Origin of the sequence: Pseudomonas sp. MRSN 12121, assembly GCF_000931465.1 — a bacterium.
Classification (GTDB): domain Bacteria; phylum Pseudomonadota; class Gammaproteobacteria; order Pseudomonadales; family Pseudomonadaceae; genus Aquipseudomonas.
This window is the reverse complement of record NZ_CP010892.1, coordinates 6307160-6324786: the sequence shown is the minus strand read 5'-3', so window position 1 is coordinate 6324786 and position 17627 is coordinate 6307160. Positions and strand designations below refer to the sequence as shown.

General features: G+C 63.7%; 14 protein-coding genes. 10 read left to right on the top strand and 4 right to left on the bottom strand.

Annotated features, from left to right (window positions below; all coding sequences use genetic code 11):
• Window positions 1-108: 108 nt before the first annotated feature.
• The 4 genes from TO66_RS28880 to TO66_RS28865 all read right to left on the bottom strand — a co-directional run bounded on the left by TO66_RS28880 (window position 109) and on the right by TO66_RS28865 (window position 4856).
• Window positions 109-1083 carry a serine/threonine protein kinase gene (locus TO66_RS28880; RefSeq protein ID WP_044465447.1) on the bottom strand — a complete coding sequence of 325 codons (975 nt, stop codon included), beginning with the start codon at window positions 1081-1083 and terminating at the stop codon, window positions 109-111.
• Between the two features lie 148 nt (window positions 1084-1231).
• Entirely contained in the window at window positions 1232-3133 is a 1902-nt protein-coding gene (locus TO66_RS28875; RefSeq protein WP_044465446.1) for a PhoX family phosphatase, read from the bottom strand.
• A gap of 153 nt (window positions 3134-3286) precedes the next feature.
• Window positions 3287-4051, bottom strand: a complete 765-nt coding sequence (locus TO66_RS28870; RefSeq protein WP_044465445.1) for a TOBE domain-containing protein — start codon at window positions 4049-4051, stop codon at window positions 3287-3289.
• Window positions 4052-4109: 58 nt separating this feature from the next.
• A complete protein-coding gene (locus tag TO66_RS28865; RefSeq protein ID WP_044465444.1) occupies window positions 4110-4856 on the bottom strand; it encodes a ComF family protein in 747 nt (248 codons plus the stop codon).
• Between the two features lie 91 nt (window positions 4857-4947).
• Between TO66_RS28865 and bioB the strand changes: the two genes are divergently transcribed.
• The 10 genes from bioB to TO66_RS28815 all read left to right on the top strand — a co-directional run bounded on the left by bioB (window position 4948) and on the right by TO66_RS28815 (window position 17427).
• On the top strand, window positions 4948-6003 hold the full coding sequence (gene bioB / locus TO66_RS28860) for a biotin synthase BioB (protein ID WP_044465443.1): 1056 nt from the start codon (window positions 4948-4950) through the stop codon (window positions 6001-6003).
• Window positions 6004-6149: 146 nt separating this feature from the next.
• Complete coding sequence (gene bioF, locus TO66_RS28855; protein ID WP_044465442.1) at window positions 6150-7328, top strand: 8-amino-7-oxononanoate synthase; 1179 nt, start codon at window positions 6150-6152, stop codon at window positions 7326-7328.
• Window positions 7321-8052 carry an alpha/beta fold hydrolase gene (locus TO66_RS28850; protein WP_044465441.1) on the top strand — a complete coding sequence of 244 codons (732 nt, stop codon included), beginning with the start codon at window positions 7321-7323 and terminating at the stop codon, window positions 8050-8052. Before bioF ends, TO66_RS28850 begins: the two co-directional genes overlap by 8 nt.
• Entirely contained in the window at window positions 8045-8857 is an 813-nt protein-coding gene (gene bioC, locus TO66_RS28845; protein ID WP_044465440.1) for a malonyl-ACP O-methyltransferase BioC, read from the top strand. Before TO66_RS28850 ends, bioC begins: the two co-directional genes overlap by 8 nt.
• Window positions 8854-9534 carry a dethiobiotin synthase gene (gene bioD / locus TO66_RS28840; RefSeq protein WP_044465439.1) on the top strand — a complete coding sequence of 227 codons (681 nt, stop codon included), beginning with the start codon at window positions 8854-8856 and terminating at the stop codon, window positions 9532-9534. The genes bioC and bioD overlap by 4 nt, the downstream gene beginning before the upstream one ends.
• 107 nt (window positions 9535-9641) lie before the next feature.
• Complete coding sequence (locus TO66_RS28835) at window positions 9642-9938, top strand: hypothetical protein (RefSeq protein WP_044465438.1); 297 nt, start codon at window positions 9642-9644, stop codon at window positions 9936-9938.
• A 303-nt stretch (window positions 9939-10241) separates the two neighbouring features.
• Window positions 10242-12047, top strand: a complete 1806-nt coding sequence (locus TO66_RS28830; protein WP_044465437.1) for a phenylacyl-CoA dehydrogenase — start codon at window positions 10242-10244, stop codon at window positions 12045-12047.
• A gap of 220 nt (window positions 12048-12267) precedes the next feature.
• Complete coding sequence (locus tag TO66_RS28825) at window positions 12268-13560, top strand: GGDEF domain-containing protein (protein WP_044465436.1); 1293 nt, start codon at window positions 12268-12270, stop codon at window positions 13558-13560.
• Window positions 13561-13650: 90 nt separating this feature from the next.
• The gene (locus tag TO66_RS28820) at window positions 13651-15447 is read left to right on the top strand and encodes an acyl-CoA dehydrogenase C-terminal domain-containing protein (RefSeq protein WP_044465435.1); all 1797 of its coding nucleotides are present in this window, start codon (window positions 13651-13653) and stop codon (window positions 15445-15447) included.
• Between the two features lie 201 nt (window positions 15448-15648).
• Window positions 15649-17427: an acyl-CoA dehydrogenase C-terminal domain-containing protein gene (locus TO66_RS28815; RefSeq protein WP_044465434.1), complete on the top strand. Its 1779-nt coding sequence runs from the start codon at window positions 15649-15651 to the stop codon at window positions 17425-17427.
• Window positions 17428-17627: the final 200 nt, after the last annotated feature.

Here is a 17627-nt window from a genome sequence, read left to right as displayed (position 1 = left end):
CGTCATGAAATCCGTAGGAGCGAGGCTTGCCCGCGATCAATGCACCGCAGTGCCCCAGGCCCACCGCGGCGGGGCTATCGCGGGCAAGCCTCGCTCCTACAGGGCAGGTCAGAACAGCTTCAACGGCTCTTCATTCAATGCGGCCAACTGCTCGCGCAGCGCCAGCACCTGGTCGCCCCAGTAACGTTCGCTGCCGAACCAGGGGAAGCTGCGGGGGAAGGCCGGGTCGTCCCAGCGCCGGGCCAGCCAGGCGCTGTAGTGCATCAGGCGCAGGGCGCGCAGCGGTTCGATCAGCGTCAGCTCGCGAGGGTCGAAGTCGTGGAATTCGCTGTAGCCATCCATCAGTTCCGACAGCTGCCCCAGGCACTCCTGGCGATTGCCGGCGAGCATCATCCACAGGTCCTGCACCGCCGGGCCCATGCGGCAATCGTCGAGGTCGACGATATGGAACACCTCGTCGCGGCACATCATGTTGCCGGGGTGGCAGTCGCCGTGCAGGCGGATGTTCCGGTGCGGCGTCGCCTGGTAGATCTCTTCCACGCGCTTGAGCAGGTCGCGGGCCACCGACTCGTAGGCCGGCAAAAGGCTCCTGGGCACGAAGTCGCCTTCCAGCAGGGTGGCCAGCGAGTCGTGGCCGAAGTTCTTCACGCCCAGCGCTTCGCGATGCTCGAACGGGCGGGTGGCGCCGACTGCGTGCAGGCGTCCGAGCAACTGTCCGAGGCGGTACAGCTGGTCCAGGTTGCCGGGTTCCGGCGCGCGGCCACCACGGCGGGGGAACAAGGCGAATCGGAAGCCCTGGTGCTCGAACAGGCTCTCGCCCTGGTGCAGCAGCGGCGCCACCACGGGCACTTCGCATTCGGCGAGTTCGAAGGTGAACCGGTGTTCCTCGAGAATGGCTGCGCCGGTCCAGCGCTGCGGGCGGTAGAACTTGGCGATCAACGGTTCGCCGTCTTCGATGCCGACCTGATAGACACGGTTTTCGTAACTGTTGAGGGCCAGAACGCGGGCGTCGCTGAGAAAGCCGATGCTTTCGACGGCATCGAGGACCAAATCCGGGGTAAGGCTATCGAACGGGTGAGACATGCTGACTCCTGCGCGCAGCGCGCTGCTGCATCTGGCCAGGCATGGTAACGCAGGCGAGGGGGGAGGTGGCGGCCGGGGGGACGCTATCGCGGGCAAGCCTCGCTCCTGCAGGTCGGTGCAGGAGCGAGCTGGCCCGCGAAGCGCTGGATCAGGCGCCGACGATGCCGCCGTCTTCCCGGGTGATGACCATCACCGAGGAGCGCGGCTTGCCGTTGGGCAGGTGCTCGGGGAAGGTCGAGCCGCCGTTTTCGCCCGGATGCTGGATGCCCACGAACAGGCTCTTCTGATCCGGCGAGAAGGTGATGCCGGTGACTTCGCAACCCACCGGCCCGACCATGAAGCGGCGGATTTCACCGGTATCCGGGTCGGCGCAAAGCATCTGGTTGTTGCCCATGCCGGCGAAGTCGCCGGTGTTGCTGGAGTCGCCGTCGGTGAGGATCCACAACCGGCCCGCCTTGTCGAAACCCAGGCCGTCGGGGCTGTTGAACATGTTCTGTGGGGTGATGTTGGACGAACCGCCCTTGGGCTTGCCCGCATGCACGCTCGGGTTGCCGGCTACCACGAACAGGTCCCAGGTGAAGTCCAGCGAGCCATGGTCGCCCCGGGCGGTCTGCCAGCGCAGGATCTGCCCGTAGACGTTTTTCTCCCGAGGGTTCGGGCCGCCCACCGGCATGCCGTCTTCGCCACGCTTGGAGTTGTTGGTCAGGGTGCAATACACCTGGCCGTCTTTCGGGCTGACCACGATCCACTCCGGGCGGTCCATGCGCGTGGCCTTGACCACGCTGGCGGCGAGGCGGGCGTGGATCAGCACTTCGGCCTGGTCGGCGAAGCCGCTGCTGGCGTCGATGCCGTTCTTGCCGTGGGTCAGCTCGACCCATTTGCCCCGGCCCTTGGGGTGGTCCGGGTTGCCGTCGCCATTGTCGAAGATCGCCACGTACAGGGTGCCGTGGTCCAGCAGGTGGCGGTTGGCCTTGGGATTGCGGTGGTTGATGCGGTCGCGGCTGACGAACTTGTAGATGAACTCGCCACGCTCGTCGTCGCCCATGTAGACCACGGCGCGCCCGTCGCGGGTTTCGGCCAGGGCGGCGTTTTCATGCTTGAAGCGGCCCAGGGCGGTGCGCTTGATCGGCTTGGATTGCGGGTCGAACGGGTCGATCTCCACCACCCAGCCGTGACGGTTGAGTTCGTTGGGGTTTTTCGCCAGGTCGAAACGTGGGTCGAACTGATGCCAGTTGATCTCGCGGCTGGCCGCCGAGGCGCCATAGCGTTTCTGCGCGGCATCGAATGCCTGCTGGGGGTTGCTGCTGCCGAAGCAGTCGGTGAAGTTCTCTTCGCAGGTCAGATAGGTGCCCCATGGCGTCTTGCCGTTGGCGCAGTTCTGGAAGGTGCCGAGGACTTTGCGACCGCTCTTGTCGGCGCTGGTTTTCATCAGGGCGTGGCCGGCGGCCGGGCCGCTCAGGCGGATCGGCGCGTTGCCGTGGATGCGGCGGTTGTAGCGCGAGCCCTGGACGAACTGCCACTGGCCGTTGCGCCGCTGCACCTCGATCACCGACACGCCTTCGCTGGCCAGGGCCTTGCGCACGTCTTCCGCCGACTGCGGCATGCCGCCGTGGGGGTACAGGTAGCGGTAGTTGGTGTATTCGTTGTTGATCGCGATCAGCGCGCGGTTCTTGTCGTCCGGGAAGGCGAACAGGCTCATGCCGTCGTTGTTGTCGCCGAACTGGACTTCCTGCGCCGCGGCGGTGCCGTTGCCGCTCGGGTCGAAGGCCGGGCCGTTCTTGTGCAGGGGCTGGCCCCAGCTGATCAGCACCGAGGACTTGTAGCCCGGCGGCAAGGTAATGGTGTCGCTGGTGGCGGCGGCGATGCTGTCGAAGCCCAGCAGTTTGCTGGTGCCGGCGCTGACACTGGCGGCCAGCACGCTGCGGCTCAGCAGGTTGCCGCCCAGGAACAGGGCTGCGCCGCACAGGGCGCCGGCACTGATGAAACCACGGCGGCTGAGGCCGACCATCTGCTCGAGGTCGGTGGGTTGGTCTTCTTCTAATAGGCTCATCACAGGCTTCCTGCTGGTTTTTGCAGCCACCTTAATGAGCGTCGATGACGAACATATTGCAGAGCGCGATGCCGCCGTTGCGAAATCAGGCGCGGCGCCTGCTTCGTCGGAGTGCCGCCCGAATCGATCGCTAGCGGCTACAGGCAGGCGGGATCAGAGCGGGGTGCCGAGCAGAACGTTGGACGGCGAGAACTGTACCCGCACCGGTTTGCCGGCGCTCAGGCCAAGGTTTCGCAGTTGCAGCGGTTCGGCCAGGGCGCAGAGGGTCTGGCCGCTGGGCAGGGTAATCCGCAGCTCGCAGGGGCCGTCCTGGGCGTCGAGGATTTCTTCCAGGCTGCCCTCCAGGCAATTGTGTCCGGGTGTTGCAGGCTGTTCGGCGGCCAGCAGTTCCAGCCAGCCGGCCTTGATCAGCGCCACCACTTCGGTGCCGGGTTCCAGCTCCAGGCGCAGGGTGCTGTCGTGGGTGATTTGAGCCTGGATCGACAGGTGCTCGGCCAGCGCCAGGCGCACCAGGTCGTTGCAGCCCTGCGCTTCGATAGCCTGGACCGTGCCGTGCAACTGGTTGCGGGCACTGGTCCGCAGCATCAGGCGGCCCAGCAGGTCGAGGTCGGCGGCGTCTTCGGCGGCTTCCAGGACCTGGGCCTGCAAGGCTTGCAGGCGCTGGTATAGGCGCAGCACCCGTTCGCCTTCGAGCGACAGCCTGGCGCCGCCGCCGCCCTTGCCGCCGACGCTGCGTTCGACCAGGGGCTTTTGCGCCAGGTTGTTCAATTCGTCGATGGCGTCCCAGGCGGCCTTGTAGCTCAGGCCGGCGCTTTTCGCGGCGCGGGTGATCGAGCCTTGTTCGGCGATGTGTTGCAGCAGGGCGATGCGCTGCGGACGACGGGCGATGTGCTGGGTCAACAAGGTGGGCAAGGGCATGGCGGGACGCTTTGAACGCTGGAAGTGGTAAAGAGGTTTGCGGCTTGAGCCCCGGGAGTCAAGTTCCGTCGGGTTCGCCGGGTTTCGGCGTGCGGGCCAGGCAATACACGTCTACCCGCCGCGCCCCGGCCTGGCGCAGTAACTGCGCCAGGGCCCGGGTGGTGGCGCCGGTGGTGAACACGTCGTCCACCAGTGCCAGGTGCCGGCCGCGGACCGGTGCCCCGGGCGCGAGCGCGAAGGCCTGGCGCAGGTTGCGTTGCCGGGCCCGGGCATCCAGCCCTTGTTGCGGCGGGGTGTCCTGGATGCGCTGCAACGAGGCGTCGTCGCAGGGAATGTCCAGGGTTGCACCCAGCCAGCGCGCCAGCATCGCCGCCTGGTTGTAGCCGCGCTGGCGCAGGCGCTGGCGGGCCAGGGGCACCGGCAGCAGGGCATCGGGACGCGGCAGATCCTCGGCAAAACGATGTTGCAGGGATTGTGCGAGAAGTTCGGCCAAAAGACGGCCAAAGGGCCATTTGCCGTTGTGCTTGAAGCGGCTGACCAGGCTGTCCACGGGAAAGCCATAACGCCAGGGCGCGATCACCTGGGCAAAGGCGGGCGGTTGCTTGAGGCATTGTCCGCACGTCAGGCCAGCCGCGGGCAAGGGCAGGGCGCAGACCTGGCAATGCGCGCCGAGCCACGGCAGTTCGGTTTCACAGGCGGTGCAGATGGGCTGCGGGGTGTCGGTCGACTCGTCGCAGAGCAGACAGGTTTGTTTGTTTTTTAACCAGATGTAAACCTGTCCTTGGTAATGTGGTTGACAGTGCATGGCGCTTCCTTAAATATGCCCGACATCCGTGTCGCCGCTGTGGGTATTGCCTTCCCGCAGCCGCTTGCCAAGCATAATCAAGGAATCGCCCATGAGCGCCAGCACCACTGCCCACCTGCGTCATGACTGGACTTTGGCTGAAGTCAAAGCCCTGTTCGTCCAGCCGTTCAATGACCTGCTGTTCCAGGCGCAAACGGTGCACCGCGCGCATTTCGACGCCAACCGCGTCCAGGTTTCCACCCTGTTGTCGATCAAGACCGGCGCCTGCCCGGAAGATTGCAAATATTGTCCGCAGTCCGGTCACTACAACACCGGCCTGGAAAAAGAAAAGCTGATGGAAGTGCAGAAGGTCCTCGACGAGGCGGCGCGGGCCAAGGCCATCGGTTCGACCCGGTTCTGCATGGGCGCGGCCTGGAAACATCCTTCGGCCAAGGACATGCCGTACGTGTTGGAGATGGTCAAGGGCGTGAAGGCTATGGGCCTGGAGACCTGCATGACCCTCGGCCGCCTGGACCAGGACCAGACCGAAGCGCTGGCCAAGGCCGGCCTGGACTACTACAACCACAACCTCGATACCTCGCCGGAGTTCTACGGCAACATCATCACTACCCGTACCTATAGCGAGCGCCTGCAGACCCTGGCCTACGTGCGCGATGCCGGGATGAAGATCTGCTCCGGCGGCATCCTCGGCATGGGCGAGTCCCTCGACGACCGCGCCGGCCTGCTGATCCAGCTGGCCAACCTGCCGGAGCACCCGGAGTCGGTGCCGATCAACATGCTGGTGAAGGTCGCCGGCACACCGCTGGAAAACTCCGAGGACGTCGATCCGTTCGACTTCATCCGCATGCTGGCCGTGGCTCGCATCCTCATGCCCCAATCCCATGTGCGCCTGTCCGCCGGCCGTGAGGCGATGAACGAGCAGATGCAGGCCCTGGCATTCTTCGCCGGCGCCAACTCGATCTTCTACGGTGAAAAACTGCTGACCACCGCCAACCCGCAGGCCGACAAGGACATGCAGTTGTTCGCGCGCCTGGGCATCGCCCCGGAAGCCCGCGAAGAACACGCCGACGAGGTGCACCAGGCAGCCATCGAACAGGCGCTGGTGGAGCAGAAGAGCAGCGAGCAGTTCTATAACGCCGCCGTCTGATCTACCGCCTCTGTAGGAGCGAGGCTTGCCCGCGAATGGCTCACCGCGTGAGCCAGGAACACCGAGGTGTCTGGATCGCGGGCAATCGAGCGTCGACCGGCCGCTCCTACAGGGATGACGTTTCTTTCCTTGCCTGCGAGGCTTGCATGTCTTTCGATCTCCGCGCGCGTCTCGCTGCCCGTCGTGCCGAAAACCTCTACCGCCAGCGCCCGCTGCTGGAAAGCCCGCAAGGGCCTCAAGTGGTGGTCGACGGCCAGCCCTTGCTGGCGTTCTGTAACAACGATTACCTGGGCCTGGCCAATCACCCGCAAGTGATCGAAGCCTGGCGCGCCGGTGCGTCCCGCTGGGGCGTGGGCGGCGGCGCTTCGCACCTGGTGATTGGCCACAGCACGCCCCACCATCAGTTGGAAGAAGCCCTGGCCGAATTCACCGGCCGCCCGCGGGCGCTGCTTTTCACCACCGGCTACATGGCCAACCTTGGCGCGGTCACCGCCCTGGTCGGCCAGGGCGATACGGTGCTGCAAGACCGCCTCAACCACGCCTCGTTGCTGGATGCCGGGCTGCTTTGCGGGGCGCGCTTCAACCGTTACCTGCACAACGATGCCGACAGCCTGGCCAAGCGCCTGGAGAAAGCCACCGGCAATACCCTGGTGGTCACCGATGGGGTGTTCAGCATGGACGGCGACCTCGCCGACCTGCCGGCGCTGGCCCGTGAAACCCGGGCCAGGGGCGCCTGGCTGATGGTCGACGACGCCCATGGTTTCGGGCCTTTGGGGGCCAACGGTGGAGGGATCGCCGAGCACTTCGGCTTGAGCCAGGACGAGGTGCCGGTACTGGTCGGCACCCTCGGCAAGGCGTTCGGCACCGCCGGGGCCTTTGTCGCCGGTAGCGAGGAGTTGATCGAAAGCCTGGTGCAGTTCGCCCGTCCTTATATCTACACCACCAGCCAGCCGCCGGCCCTGGCCTGCGCGACCCTGAAAAGCCTGGAACTGCTGCGCAGCGAGCATTGGCGGCGGGAGCATCTGAATACCCTGATCCGCCAGTTCCGCCGCGGTGCGGAGCAGATCGGGCTGACGCTGATGGACAGTTTCACGCCGATCCAGCCGATCCTGATTGGCGACAGCGCGCGGGCCGTGCGCCTGTCGCAGAAGCTGCGCGAGCGCGGCCTGATGGTCAGCGCCATTCGCCCGCCGACCGTTCCTGCGGGCAGCGCGCGTCTGCGGGTGACCTTGTCCGCCGCCCACAGCGAAGCCCAGGTCCAGCTATTGTTGAATGCATTGGCGGAGTGTTTTAGCGAACTGGGACCGGAGCCAAGCCATGCGTGATCGACTGATTCTGCTGCCCGGTTGGGGCCTTGGCGTATCGCCGCTGGAACCCTTGGCGGCGGCTTTGCAGGGGCTGGACGAACACCTGCGGGTCGAGATCGAGCCGTTGCCGGAGCTTGACTCCAGTGACCTTGGCGAGTGGCTCGACGAGCTGGATGCCAGCCTGCCGGAGCATGCCTGGCTCGGCGGTTGGTCACTGGGCGGCATGCTGGCTTGCGAATTGGCCGCGCGCCGCGGCGAGCGTTGCTGCGGCCTGCTGACTCTGGCCAGCAACCCCAGCTTCGTGGCCCATGGCGAGTGGTCGAGCGCGATGCCGGGCGAGACGTTCGATGGCTTTTTGGCCGGTTGCAACGCCGACCCGCGCACCACCCTCAAGCGCTTCAGCCTGCTGTGCGCCCAGGGCGCCGCCGATCCCCGTGGCCTGGCGCGCCTGCTGACCGGCGGTGCTCCGCAGACCTCGGGGGCGGCGCTGATGGCGGGCCTCGAACTGCTGGCGCAACTGGATACCCGCCACGCCCTGCAAAGGTATCGAGGCCCGCAGTTGCATCTGTTCGCCGGGCTCGACGGCCTGGTGCCGGCCGAAGCCGCGAGCGAGTTGCTGGCGTTGCTGCCCGATGTCGAGGTGGGCCTGATTGAGCAGGCCAGCCACGCATTTCTTCTGGAGGACCCCCACGGAGTGGCCGGGGCGATCCAGGCTTTTCTGCATGAGTCCGGCGATGACTGATCTGTCCCTTCCCAAACTGCCTGGCAATTTGCCCGACAAACGTCAGGTGGCGGCTTCCTTTTCCCGCGCCGCCTCCAGCTACGACAGCGTGGCGCAGTTGCAACGCGATGTCGGCAGCGAGCTGTTGGGACGCCTGCCGCGCGATCGTGCCCCCGGCCGCTGGCTGGACATGGGCTGCGGCACCGGGCATTTCAGCCGGTCGCTGGGCCAGCGTTTCCCGGCCGGCGAGGGGCTGGCGCTGGATATCGCCGAAGGCATGCTCGAACACGCCCGGCCTTTGGGTGGGGCGCGGTATTTCATCGCCGGTGACGCCGAGCGCCTGCCGTTGCAGGCGCAGAGTTGCGAGCTGATTTTTTCCAGCCTGGCGGTGCAGTGGTGCGCGGACTTCCGAGCGGTTCTCAGTGAGGCGCATCGGGTGCTGAAACCGGGTGGCGTGCTGGCTTTTGCTAGTCTGTGTGTCGGTACCTTGTATGAATTGCGCGATAGCTGGCGTCAGGTCGACGGCATGGTGCATGTCAACCGCTTCCGTGAATTCACTACCTATCAGCAGTTGTGCGCGGCAAGCGGATTGCAGGTGCTGAGCCTGGAAACCCGGCCCCATGTATTGCACTACCCGGATGTGCGCAGCCTGACCCATGAGTTGAAAGCCCTGGGCGCGCACAACCTCAATCCTGGCCGGCCCGGTGGGCTGACGGGACGGGCACGGATCAAGGGCTTGATCGACGCCTATGAACAGTTTCGTCAGACGCAGGGGCTGCCCGCGACGTATCAGGTGGTCTACGCCGTATTGGAGAAACCGCAATGAGCCGAGCCTATTTCATTACCGGAACAGACACCGACGTCGGCAAGACCACCATAGCCGCGGGCTTGCTGCACGCCGCACGCCTTTCGGGGCTGAGTACGGCGGCCGGGAAGCCGGTCGCCTCGGGCTGCGATCCGACGCCCAAGGGGCTGCGCAACGCCGATGCGCTGGCCTTGTTGGCGGAATGCTCGTTGCCGCTGACCTACGATGAGGTCAATCCGCTGGCGTTCGAGCCGGCTATCGCGCCGCATCTGGCCGCCCGCGAGGCGGGTGTGGCGTTGACCGTGCAGGCGCTGCTCGCGCCCATGCGCCAGACGCTGACCAAGGGCGCGGACTTCACCTTGATCGAAGGCGCCGGCGGCTGGCGGGTGCCACTGGCCGACCAGGACAACCTGTCGGACCTGGCCATGGCCCTGGACCTGCCGGTGATTCTGGTGGTGGGTGTACGCCTGGGCTGTATCAACCATGCGCTGCTGACGGCCGAGGCGATTGCCCAGGACGGTTTGCCACTGGCGGGCTGGGTGGCCAATATCATCGAGCCGAAGACCTCGCGGCTCGAGGAAAACCTCGCCACGCTGGCCGAGCGCCTGCCCGCGCCTTGCCTGGGGCGGGTGCCACGCTTGAAGACCGCCAGCGCGGAGGCGGTGGCCGAACACCTGCAACTGGACCTGCTTGACTAGATTTTGCCTATGATGAGGCAGTGTGCCATTAGTGTTTTTGACGGGTCTTTTTTTGACGCGTCTGGTTCAATAGCCGCTGTTCATTCTTTTCAAGGTCGAGTCGTCCCATGGAAATTTCCGGGAATACCGCTTTCTACGCGGGTCTGAGCACCGTCCAGAGCGGGCAGAACCGTGTCGATCAGGCCGCCAGCCAGATCGCCAGCACGACCATCGAACGTTCTGTCACCAGCCAGTCTTCCGAAGTCCAGGTCGAGCGCCTGCGTTCCGTCGATCGCAGCCAGCAATCGGACCTGGCCAGCAACATGGTCGAGATGTCCATGGGCAAGGTCCAGGCGGAACTGGGGGTGAAAGTCGCCAAGGCCGCCGATGAAGTCCTCGGTACGTTGATCGACACCTACGCTTGACCCCTTCCTTCGGCAGCCCCGTTCCTTTCTGAGTGCGGGGCGGCTCGCGTCAGACTCTTCCCGACACAGTCTCCTGCGCCTTGCTGCTCAGCCAGCTCCTACACTTCTATTCAACCCTGGAATATTCGCGGCAGCCGCTGCGGGCCTTTGCGTGCGAGGCTTGCAGCGGAGCGATGACGAACGGTGTTTGCGTGGTGCTTGACAAGATTTGGGCGTAAACGTATGTTTCAAACAACTGTTTGACCGCCACAATAAATCAACGCGGTTGTTCATTCCCGGTTACATCAGCAGAGGTTTATCGCTATGCCTGACTACAAGGCCCCCTTGCGTGATATTCGCTTCGTTCGTGACGAACTGCTCGGCTATGAAGCGCACTATCAGAGCCTGCCGGCTTGCCAGGACGCTACTCCAGACATGGTCGACGCCATCCTCGAGGAAGGCGCGAAGTTTTGTGAGCAGGTATTGGCCCCTCTGAACCGTGTGGGTGACCTGGAAGGCTGCACCTGGAGCGAGTCCGGCGTTAAGACCCCGACTGGCTTCAAAGAGGCCTACAAGCAATTCGTCGAAGGCGGCTGGCCAAGCCTGGCGCACGATGTCGAGCATGGCGGCCAAGGCCTGCCGGAGTCCCTGGGCCTGGCGGTCAGCGAAATGGTCGGCGAGGCCAACTGGTCGTGGGGCATGTACCCAGGCCTGTCCCATGGCGCGATGAACACCATCTCCGAACACGGCACGCCAGAGCAGCAAGAGGCTTACCTGACCAAGCTGGTCTCCGGCGAGTGGACCGGCACCATGTGCCTGACCGAGCCGCACTGCGGCACCGATCTGGGCATGCTGCGCACCAAGGCCGAACCTCAGGCCGACGGTTCCTACAAAGTCACCGGCACCAAGATCTTCATCTCGGCCGGTGAGCACGATATGGCCGACAACATCGTCCACATCGTTCTGGCCCGCCTGCCGGATGCCCCTGCCGGTACCAAGGGTATCTCGCTGTTCATCGTGCCGAAGTTCCTGCCGAACGCCGATGGTTCTGTCGGCCAGCGTAACGCGGTGAGCTGTGGTTCGATCGAACACAAGATGGGTATCCACGGCAACGCCACCTGCGTGATGAACTTCGACGCGGCCACCGGTTTCCTGATCGGCCCGGCGAACAAAGGCCTGAACTGCATGTTCACCTTCATGAACACCGCTCGCCTGGGGACCGCGCTGCAAGGCCTGGCCCACGCCGAAATCGGTTTCCAGGGCGGCCTGAAATACGCTCGCGATCGCCTGCAAATGCGTTCGCTGACTGGCCCGAAAGCGCCGGACAAGGCTGCCGACCCGATCATCGTGCACCCTGACGTGCGTCGCATGCTGTTGACCATGAAGGCGTTCGCCGAAGGCAACCGCGCGATGGTCTACTTCACCGCCAAGCAGGTGGATATCGTCAAGTACGGCGTGGACGAAGAAGAGAAGAAGAAAGCCGATGCGCTGCTGGCGTTCATGACGCCGATCGCCAAGGCCTTCATGACCGAAGTCGGCTTCGAATCCGCCAACCACGGCGTGCAGATCTACGGTGGCCACGGTTTCATCGCCGAGTGGGGCATGGAGCAGAACGTTCGCGACAGCCGCATTTCCATGCTGTACGAAGGCACCACCGGCATCCAGGCCCTGGACCTGCTGGGCCGTAAAGTCCTGATGACCCAGGGCGAAGCGTTGAAAGGCTTCACCAAGATCGTCCACAAGTTCTGCCAGAGCAACGAAGGCAACGAGTCGGTCAAGGAATTCGTCGCACCGCTGGCTGCACTGAACAAGGAATGGGGCGAGATGACCATGAAGGTCGGTATGGCTGCCATGAAAGACCGTGAAGAAGTGGGCGCCGCGTCCGTGGACTACCTGATGTATTCCGGTTACGCCTGCCTGGCCTACTTCTGGGCCGACATGGCGCGCCTGGCCGCCGAGAAGCTGGCTGCCGGCACCACCGAAGAGGCGTTCTACACCGCCAAGCTGCAGACTGCGCGCTTCTACTTCCAGCGCATCCTGCCGCGTACCCGCACTCACGTTGCGGCCATGCTGTCGGGCGCCAACAACCTGATGGACATGAAAGAAGACGCGTTCGGCCTGGCTTACTAAGCCTTACCGGAGCTCTTCAAGAAGCCGCTTCTCCTTCGGGAGAAGCGGCTTTTTTGTACGTGCGACAAATCTGCAAATTAATCCGACTAAAACGTTAAGAGAAATCTGTCCGCTGCCGTTACAGAAGTGGCAATGTGACATGTGTCACATTGTCCTGTTTTACTCTGCCTGATGAAGGCATAGTGCTATCTACTGTTTTAGCCGCGTCGGAGCTTTACCCTTGCCGCGTTCTTCCGCTGTACGTTTCAGTCATTTTCTACCGTCATTGTTACTCCTGCTTGCGGGGCTCGCGGCTGCCTACGTCAAGGATCTCAACGTTTTCTTCACCTCCCTGTTCAACGTGCTGCCGACCCTGGTGCTGCTGCTCGGCGGCGCCTATTGCGCGGTATACCGACGCCAGCGCGAACTGTTCCTGATGGTCACGGTGTACATCGCCTACTTCCTGCTCGATACCCAGACCGACTATTACCGCGACAACGGCAAGGTGCGCGAGGACGCGGCGGTGGTGTTTCACCTGGTCTGCCTGCTGTTGCCGTTGCTGTTCGGCCTGTTCGCGGCCTGGCAGGAGCGCACTCATCTGTTCCAGGACATGGTTGCGCGGTTCGCCGTCTTGCTTGCCTTTGGCAGCGTGGCGCTGGGGCTCGAGCAGAGTTATCCCCAGGCGCTGCTGGCCTGGCTCGCGGAAATCCGCTGGCCAGCGTTGCACGGGGCTTGGATGAGCCTGATCCAGTTGTCGTATCCGGTGTTCCTCGCTGCCTTCCTGTTGCTGGCGATCCAGTATTGGCGCAACCCGCGGCCGCTGCATGCCGCGCAGCTGGTGGGGCTGCTGGGCCTGTTCTGGATGCTGCCCAAGACCTTCATCCTTCCCTTCACCCTGAACATCATGTGCAGCCAGGTGATGCTGATGATTGCCGCCGCAGTCGCCCATGAGGCGTACCAGATGGCCTTTCGCGATGAGCTGACCGGGTTGCCGGGGCGCCGGGCCCTGAACGAACGCATGCAGCGGCTGGGGCGCAATTATGTACTGGCGATGAGCGACGTCGACCACTTCAAGAAATTCAACGATACCCATGGCCACGACGTCGGTGACCAGGTGCTGCGCCTGGTCGCCAGCAAGTTGTCGAAAGTCAGCGGTGGCGGTCGCGCCTACCGTTATGGCGGCGAGGAGTTCGCCGTGGTGTTCGCCGGCAAGACGCTCGAGGAGTGCATGCCGCACCTGGAGGTGATCCGCGAGACCATCGCCAACTACAACATCCAGTTGCGCAATCAGGAAAACCGCCCCCAGGACGACCAGCAGGGGCGTCAGCGCCGGGGCGGGGCGGCTGCGTCCAGTGTGTCGGTCACCGTCAGTATCGGCGTCGCCGAGCGGCAGATGGAGCACCGCTCGCCGGAAGAAGTGCTCAAGTCCGCCGACCAGGCGCTCTACAGCGCCAAGGGCGCAGGGCGCAACTGCGTTATGGCGTTCGGTCAGAACCGCCGCGGCGCGGTGCGCATGGATACCGCTGCGGGTTGAGTGATGGCGGCGCATTCAGCGTCTGGACTGTGATTGGCAGGTTATCGGGGCGGCAGTAGGTTGGATCGATCTGCCGCCGGAGAAACGACCATGCCCGAGTACAAAGCTCCCCTGCGTGACATGCGCTTCCTGATCGACCACGTCTTCGATTTCCACGCCAGCTACGCCGCTCTGGGAGCCAACGAGGCCAGCCCGGACATGGTGGCCGCCATCCTCGAGGAAGGGGCGAAGTTCTGTGAAAACGTACTGGCGCCGCTGAACCGTTCCGGTGACGAAGAAGGCTGTCATTTCGCCAATGGGGTGGTCACCACGCCCCAGGGTTTCAAGCAGGCTTTCGCCCAGTATGTCGAAGGTGGCTGGCACGGCCTGGCGGCTGATCCGGCCTATGGCGGCCAGGGCCTGCCGCAGTCGCTGGGGCTGGTGATCAGCGAGATGGTCGGCTCCAGCAACACTTCCTGGGGCATGTACCCGGGCCTGACCCACGGCGCCATGTCGGCAATTCATGCCCACGGCAGCGAAGAACAGAAGCGCACCTACCTGAGCAAACTCACCGCCGGCCAGTGGACGGGCACCATGTGCCTGACCGAAGCCCATTGCGGCACCGACCTGGGCATCATCAAGACCCGCGCCGTGCCCCAGGCCGATGGCAGCTATGCGGTCTCCGGCAGCAAGATTTTCATTTCCGCCGGTGAACACGACATGAGTGACAATATCATTCACCTGGTGCTGGCCAAGCTGCCGGATGCGCCGGCGGGCACCAAGGGCATCTCGCTGTTTATCGTGCCCAAGTTCCTGCCCGATGCCCAAGGCGAGGCGGGTGAGCGCAATGGCGTGAGCTGCGGTTCCATCGAACACAAGATGGGTATCAAGGCCTCGGCCACCTGCGTGCTGAACTTCGATGGCGCCAAAGGATTCCTGATCGGCGAGGCCAACAAGGGCCTCAACTGCATGTTCACCATGATGAACCACGCGCGCCTCGGCACCGGGATGCAGGGGCTGTGCCTGGGCGAGGCGAGCTTCCAGGGGGCGATCCGCTATGCCAACGAACGCCTGCAGATGCGTGCCCTGACCGGGCCGAAGGCGCCGGACAAGGCTGCCGATCCGATCATCGTCCACCCCGATGTGCGGCGTATGCTGCTGACCATGAAAGCCTTCAACGAAGGCAATCGCGCCCTGACTTACTTCACTGCGCAGTTGCTGGATGTCGCCCACTTGGCCACCGATGACAGCCAGCGTCAGGACGCGGAAAACTTGTTGGCCTTTCTCACGCCGATCTGCAAGGCCTTCATGACCGAAACCGGGCTGGAGGTGACCAACCACGGTATGCAGGTGTTTGGCGGCCATGGCTTCATCCGCGAATGGGGCATGGAGCAACTGGTGCGCGACTGTCGCATCGCGCCGATCTATGAAGGCACCAACGGCATCCAGGCCCTGGACCTGTTGGGGCGCAAGGTGCTCGGCAGCCAGGGCAAATTGCTGATGGGCTTCACTCGCATCGTCCACAGGTTCTGCGTGGCCCAGGCCGAGCATCCGCAGCTCAAGGCCTATGTCGCGCAGCTCAACGGGCTTAATCAAGAGTGGGGCGCGTTGACCACCAAGGTCGGGATGGCGGCCCTGAAGAATCCCGACGAAGTCGGCGCCGCGGCGCTGGATTACCTGATGTACAGCGGCTACATCATCCTCGCCTACCTGTGGCTGCGCATGGCGCTGGTGGCCCAGGCCAGGCTCGATGCCGGTGAAGACGATGGCGATTATTGCCAGGCCAAGCTGGCGACCTGTGAGTTCTACTTCAAGCGCCTGCTACCACGCACGGCAACCCACCAGGCGGCGATCGAGGCGGGCAGCGAATGCCTGATGAAATTGCCGGCGCAGTTGTTTGCGCTCTAGGTTTTCCTGCACTCGTCGATCGCGGGCCAGTCGGTTCTTGTGGGTTTTTGCAGGAACCGGCTTGCCTTTGATTTTTAATGACTAAAAATTACATAAAAGTCACTAGTTGACCCTATGTGTCGCAAAAGTTGTTCGGTTACACTCGAGCTTTCGTGAATGGGGCTGTTCGGCTCCACTTGTTTAGATCTTGCGAGGTTTGCCATGGCTGACTACAAAGCGCCCCTGCGCGATATGCGCTTCGTCCTCAATGAGGTTTTCGAGGTCGCCAAACTCTGGGCCGAACTGCCTGCCCTGGCCGATACGGTCGACGCCGAAACCGTCGAAGCGATTCTCGAGGAGGCCGGCAAGGTCACCGGCAAGAGCATCGCCCCGCTGAGCCGCGCTGCCGATGAAGAAGGCTGTCACTGGAATGATGGCGTCGTCACCACGCCGGCGGGTTTTCCACAGGCTTATCAGACTTACGCCGAAGGCGGCTGGGTGGGCGTCGGCGGTGATCCCGCCTACGGCGGCATGGGGATGCCCAAGGCGGTATCGGCGCAGGTCGAGGAGATGGTCAACTCGGCCAGCCTGTCGTTCGGCCTGTACCCAATGCTGACCGCGGGTGCCTGCCTGTCGATCAACGCCCACGCCAGCGAAGCGTTGAAGGAGGCCTACCTGCCGAACATGTACGCCGGCGTCTGGGCCGGCTCCATGTGCCTGACCGAACCCCATGCCGGTACGGACCTGGGCATCATCCGCACCAAGGCCGAACCGCAGGCCGATGGTTCCTACAAGATCAGCGGGACCAAGATCTTCATCACCGGCGGTGAGCACGACCTGACCGAAAACATCATCCACCTGGTACTGGCCAAGCTGCCGGATGCCCCGGCGGGGCCGAAGGGTATTTCGCTGTTCCTGGTGCCGAAGTTCCTGGTCAATGCCGATGGCAGCCTGGGCGCGCGCAACCCGGCAAATTGCGGTTCGATCGAGCACAAGATGGGCATCCAGGCTTCGGCCACCTGCGTGATGAACTTCGACGAGGCTGTCGGCTACATCGTCGGCGAGCCGAACAAGGGCCTGGCGGCGATGTTCACCATGATGAACTACGAGCGCCTGGGCGTTGGCATCCAAGGCCTGGCGTCGGGCGAGCGTTCCTACCAGAACGCTGTGGAGTACGCCCGCGACCGTCTGCAAAGCCGTGCGCCGACCGGGCCGCAAGCCAAGGACAAGGCTGCCGATCCGATCATCGTCCACCCGGATGTGCGGCGCATGCTGCTGACCATGAAAGCCGCCAACGAAGGCGGTCGGGCGTTTTCCACCTATGTGGCCATGCAACTGGACACCGCCAAGTTCAGCGAAGACGCCGTCGTGCGCAAACGCGCGGAAGATCTGGTGGCGTTGCTGACCCCGGTGGCCAAGGCTTTCCTGACGGACCTGGGCCTGGAAACCACGGTCCACGGCCAGCAGATTTTCGGCGGCCACGGTTATATCCGTGAATGGGGCCAGGAGCAGCTGGTGCGCGATGTGCGCATTACCCAGATCTATGAAGGCACCAACGGCATCCAGGCGCTGGACCTGGTCGGGCGCAAGATCGTTGGCAGCGGCGGAGCGTTCTACAAGCTGTTCGCTGACGAGATCCGCCATTTCACCGCGACCGCCAGTAGCGACCTGGGCGAATTCACCAAACCGCTGAACGACGCCCTGGATAATCTCGACGAGCTCACCGCCTGGCTGCTGGACCGGGCCAAAACCAATCCGAACGAAATCGGCGCGGCCTCGGTCGAATATCTGCAAGCGTTCGGATACACGGCGTACGCCTACATGTGGGCGTTGATGGCCAAGGCCGCTCTGGGCAAGGAGTCGCAAGACGATTTCTACGCCAGCAAGCTGGGTACTGCGCGCTTCTATTTCGCTCGTCTGCTGCCGCGTATCCACTCCCTGAGCGCGTCGGTGAAGGCGGGCAGCGAATCCCTGTTCCTGCTGGATGCGGCGCAGTTCTGAGGCTGTGCGCGTCATGTAAGCTTTCTCTTACATGACGTGCTGCTAATCACCCATATCGGCAGATTGGATCCAGAGCTAATCTACTTCACATGGACGTCGCGCAGGAAGCGCAAAGCAAGAACACGGACACGTAGGATTCCGCCAGGATGGTGGAGTGAAAAGGATGTCAGGGAAACAGTCTGCAAAGCCCCGCTTCGGCG

Coding starts and splice junctions, on each gene's coding strand:
- TO66_RS28880 (WP_044465447.1), bottom strand. CDS start 1,083: ATGTCTCACCCGTTCGATAGCCTTACCCCGGATTTGGTCCTCGATGCC.
- TO66_RS28875 (WP_044465446.1), bottom strand. CDS start 3,133: ATGAGCCTATTAGAAGAAGACCAACCCACCGACCTCGAGCAGATGGTC.
- TO66_RS28870 (WP_044465445.1), bottom strand. CDS start 4,051: ATGCCCTTGCCCACCTTGTTGACCCAGCACATCGCCCGTCGTCCGCAG.
- TO66_RS28865 (WP_044465444.1), bottom strand. CDS start 4,856: ATGCACTGTCAACCACATTACCAAGGACAGGTTTACATCTGGTTAAAA.
- bioB (WP_044465443.1), top strand. CDS start 4,948: ATGAGCGCCAGCACCACTGCCCACCTGCGTCATGACTGGACTTTGGCT.
- bioF (WP_044465442.1), top strand. CDS start 6,150: ATGTCTTTCGATCTCCGCGCGCGTCTCGCTGCCCGTCGTGCCGAAAAC.
- TO66_RS28850 (WP_044465441.1), top strand. CDS start 7,321: ATGCGTGATCGACTGATTCTGCTGCCCGGTTGGGGCCTTGGCGTATCG.
- bioC (WP_044465440.1), top strand. CDS start 8,045: ATGACTGATCTGTCCCTTCCCAAACTGCCTGGCAATTTGCCCGACAAA.
- bioD (WP_044465439.1), top strand. CDS start 8,854: ATGAGCCGAGCCTATTTCATTACCGGAACAGACACCGACGTCGGCAAG.
- TO66_RS28835 (WP_044465438.1), top strand. CDS start 9,642: ATGGAAATTTCCGGGAATACCGCTTTCTACGCGGGTCTGAGCACCGTC.
- TO66_RS28830 (WP_044465437.1), top strand. CDS start 10,242: ATGCCTGACTACAAGGCCCCCTTGCGTGATATTCGCTTCGTTCGTGAC.
- TO66_RS28820 (WP_044465435.1), top strand. CDS start 13,651: ATGCCCGAGTACAAAGCTCCCCTGCGTGACATGCGCTTCCTGATCGAC.
- TO66_RS28815 (WP_044465434.1), top strand. CDS start 15,649: ATGGCTGACTACAAAGCGCCCCTGCGCGATATGCGCTTCGTCCTCAAT.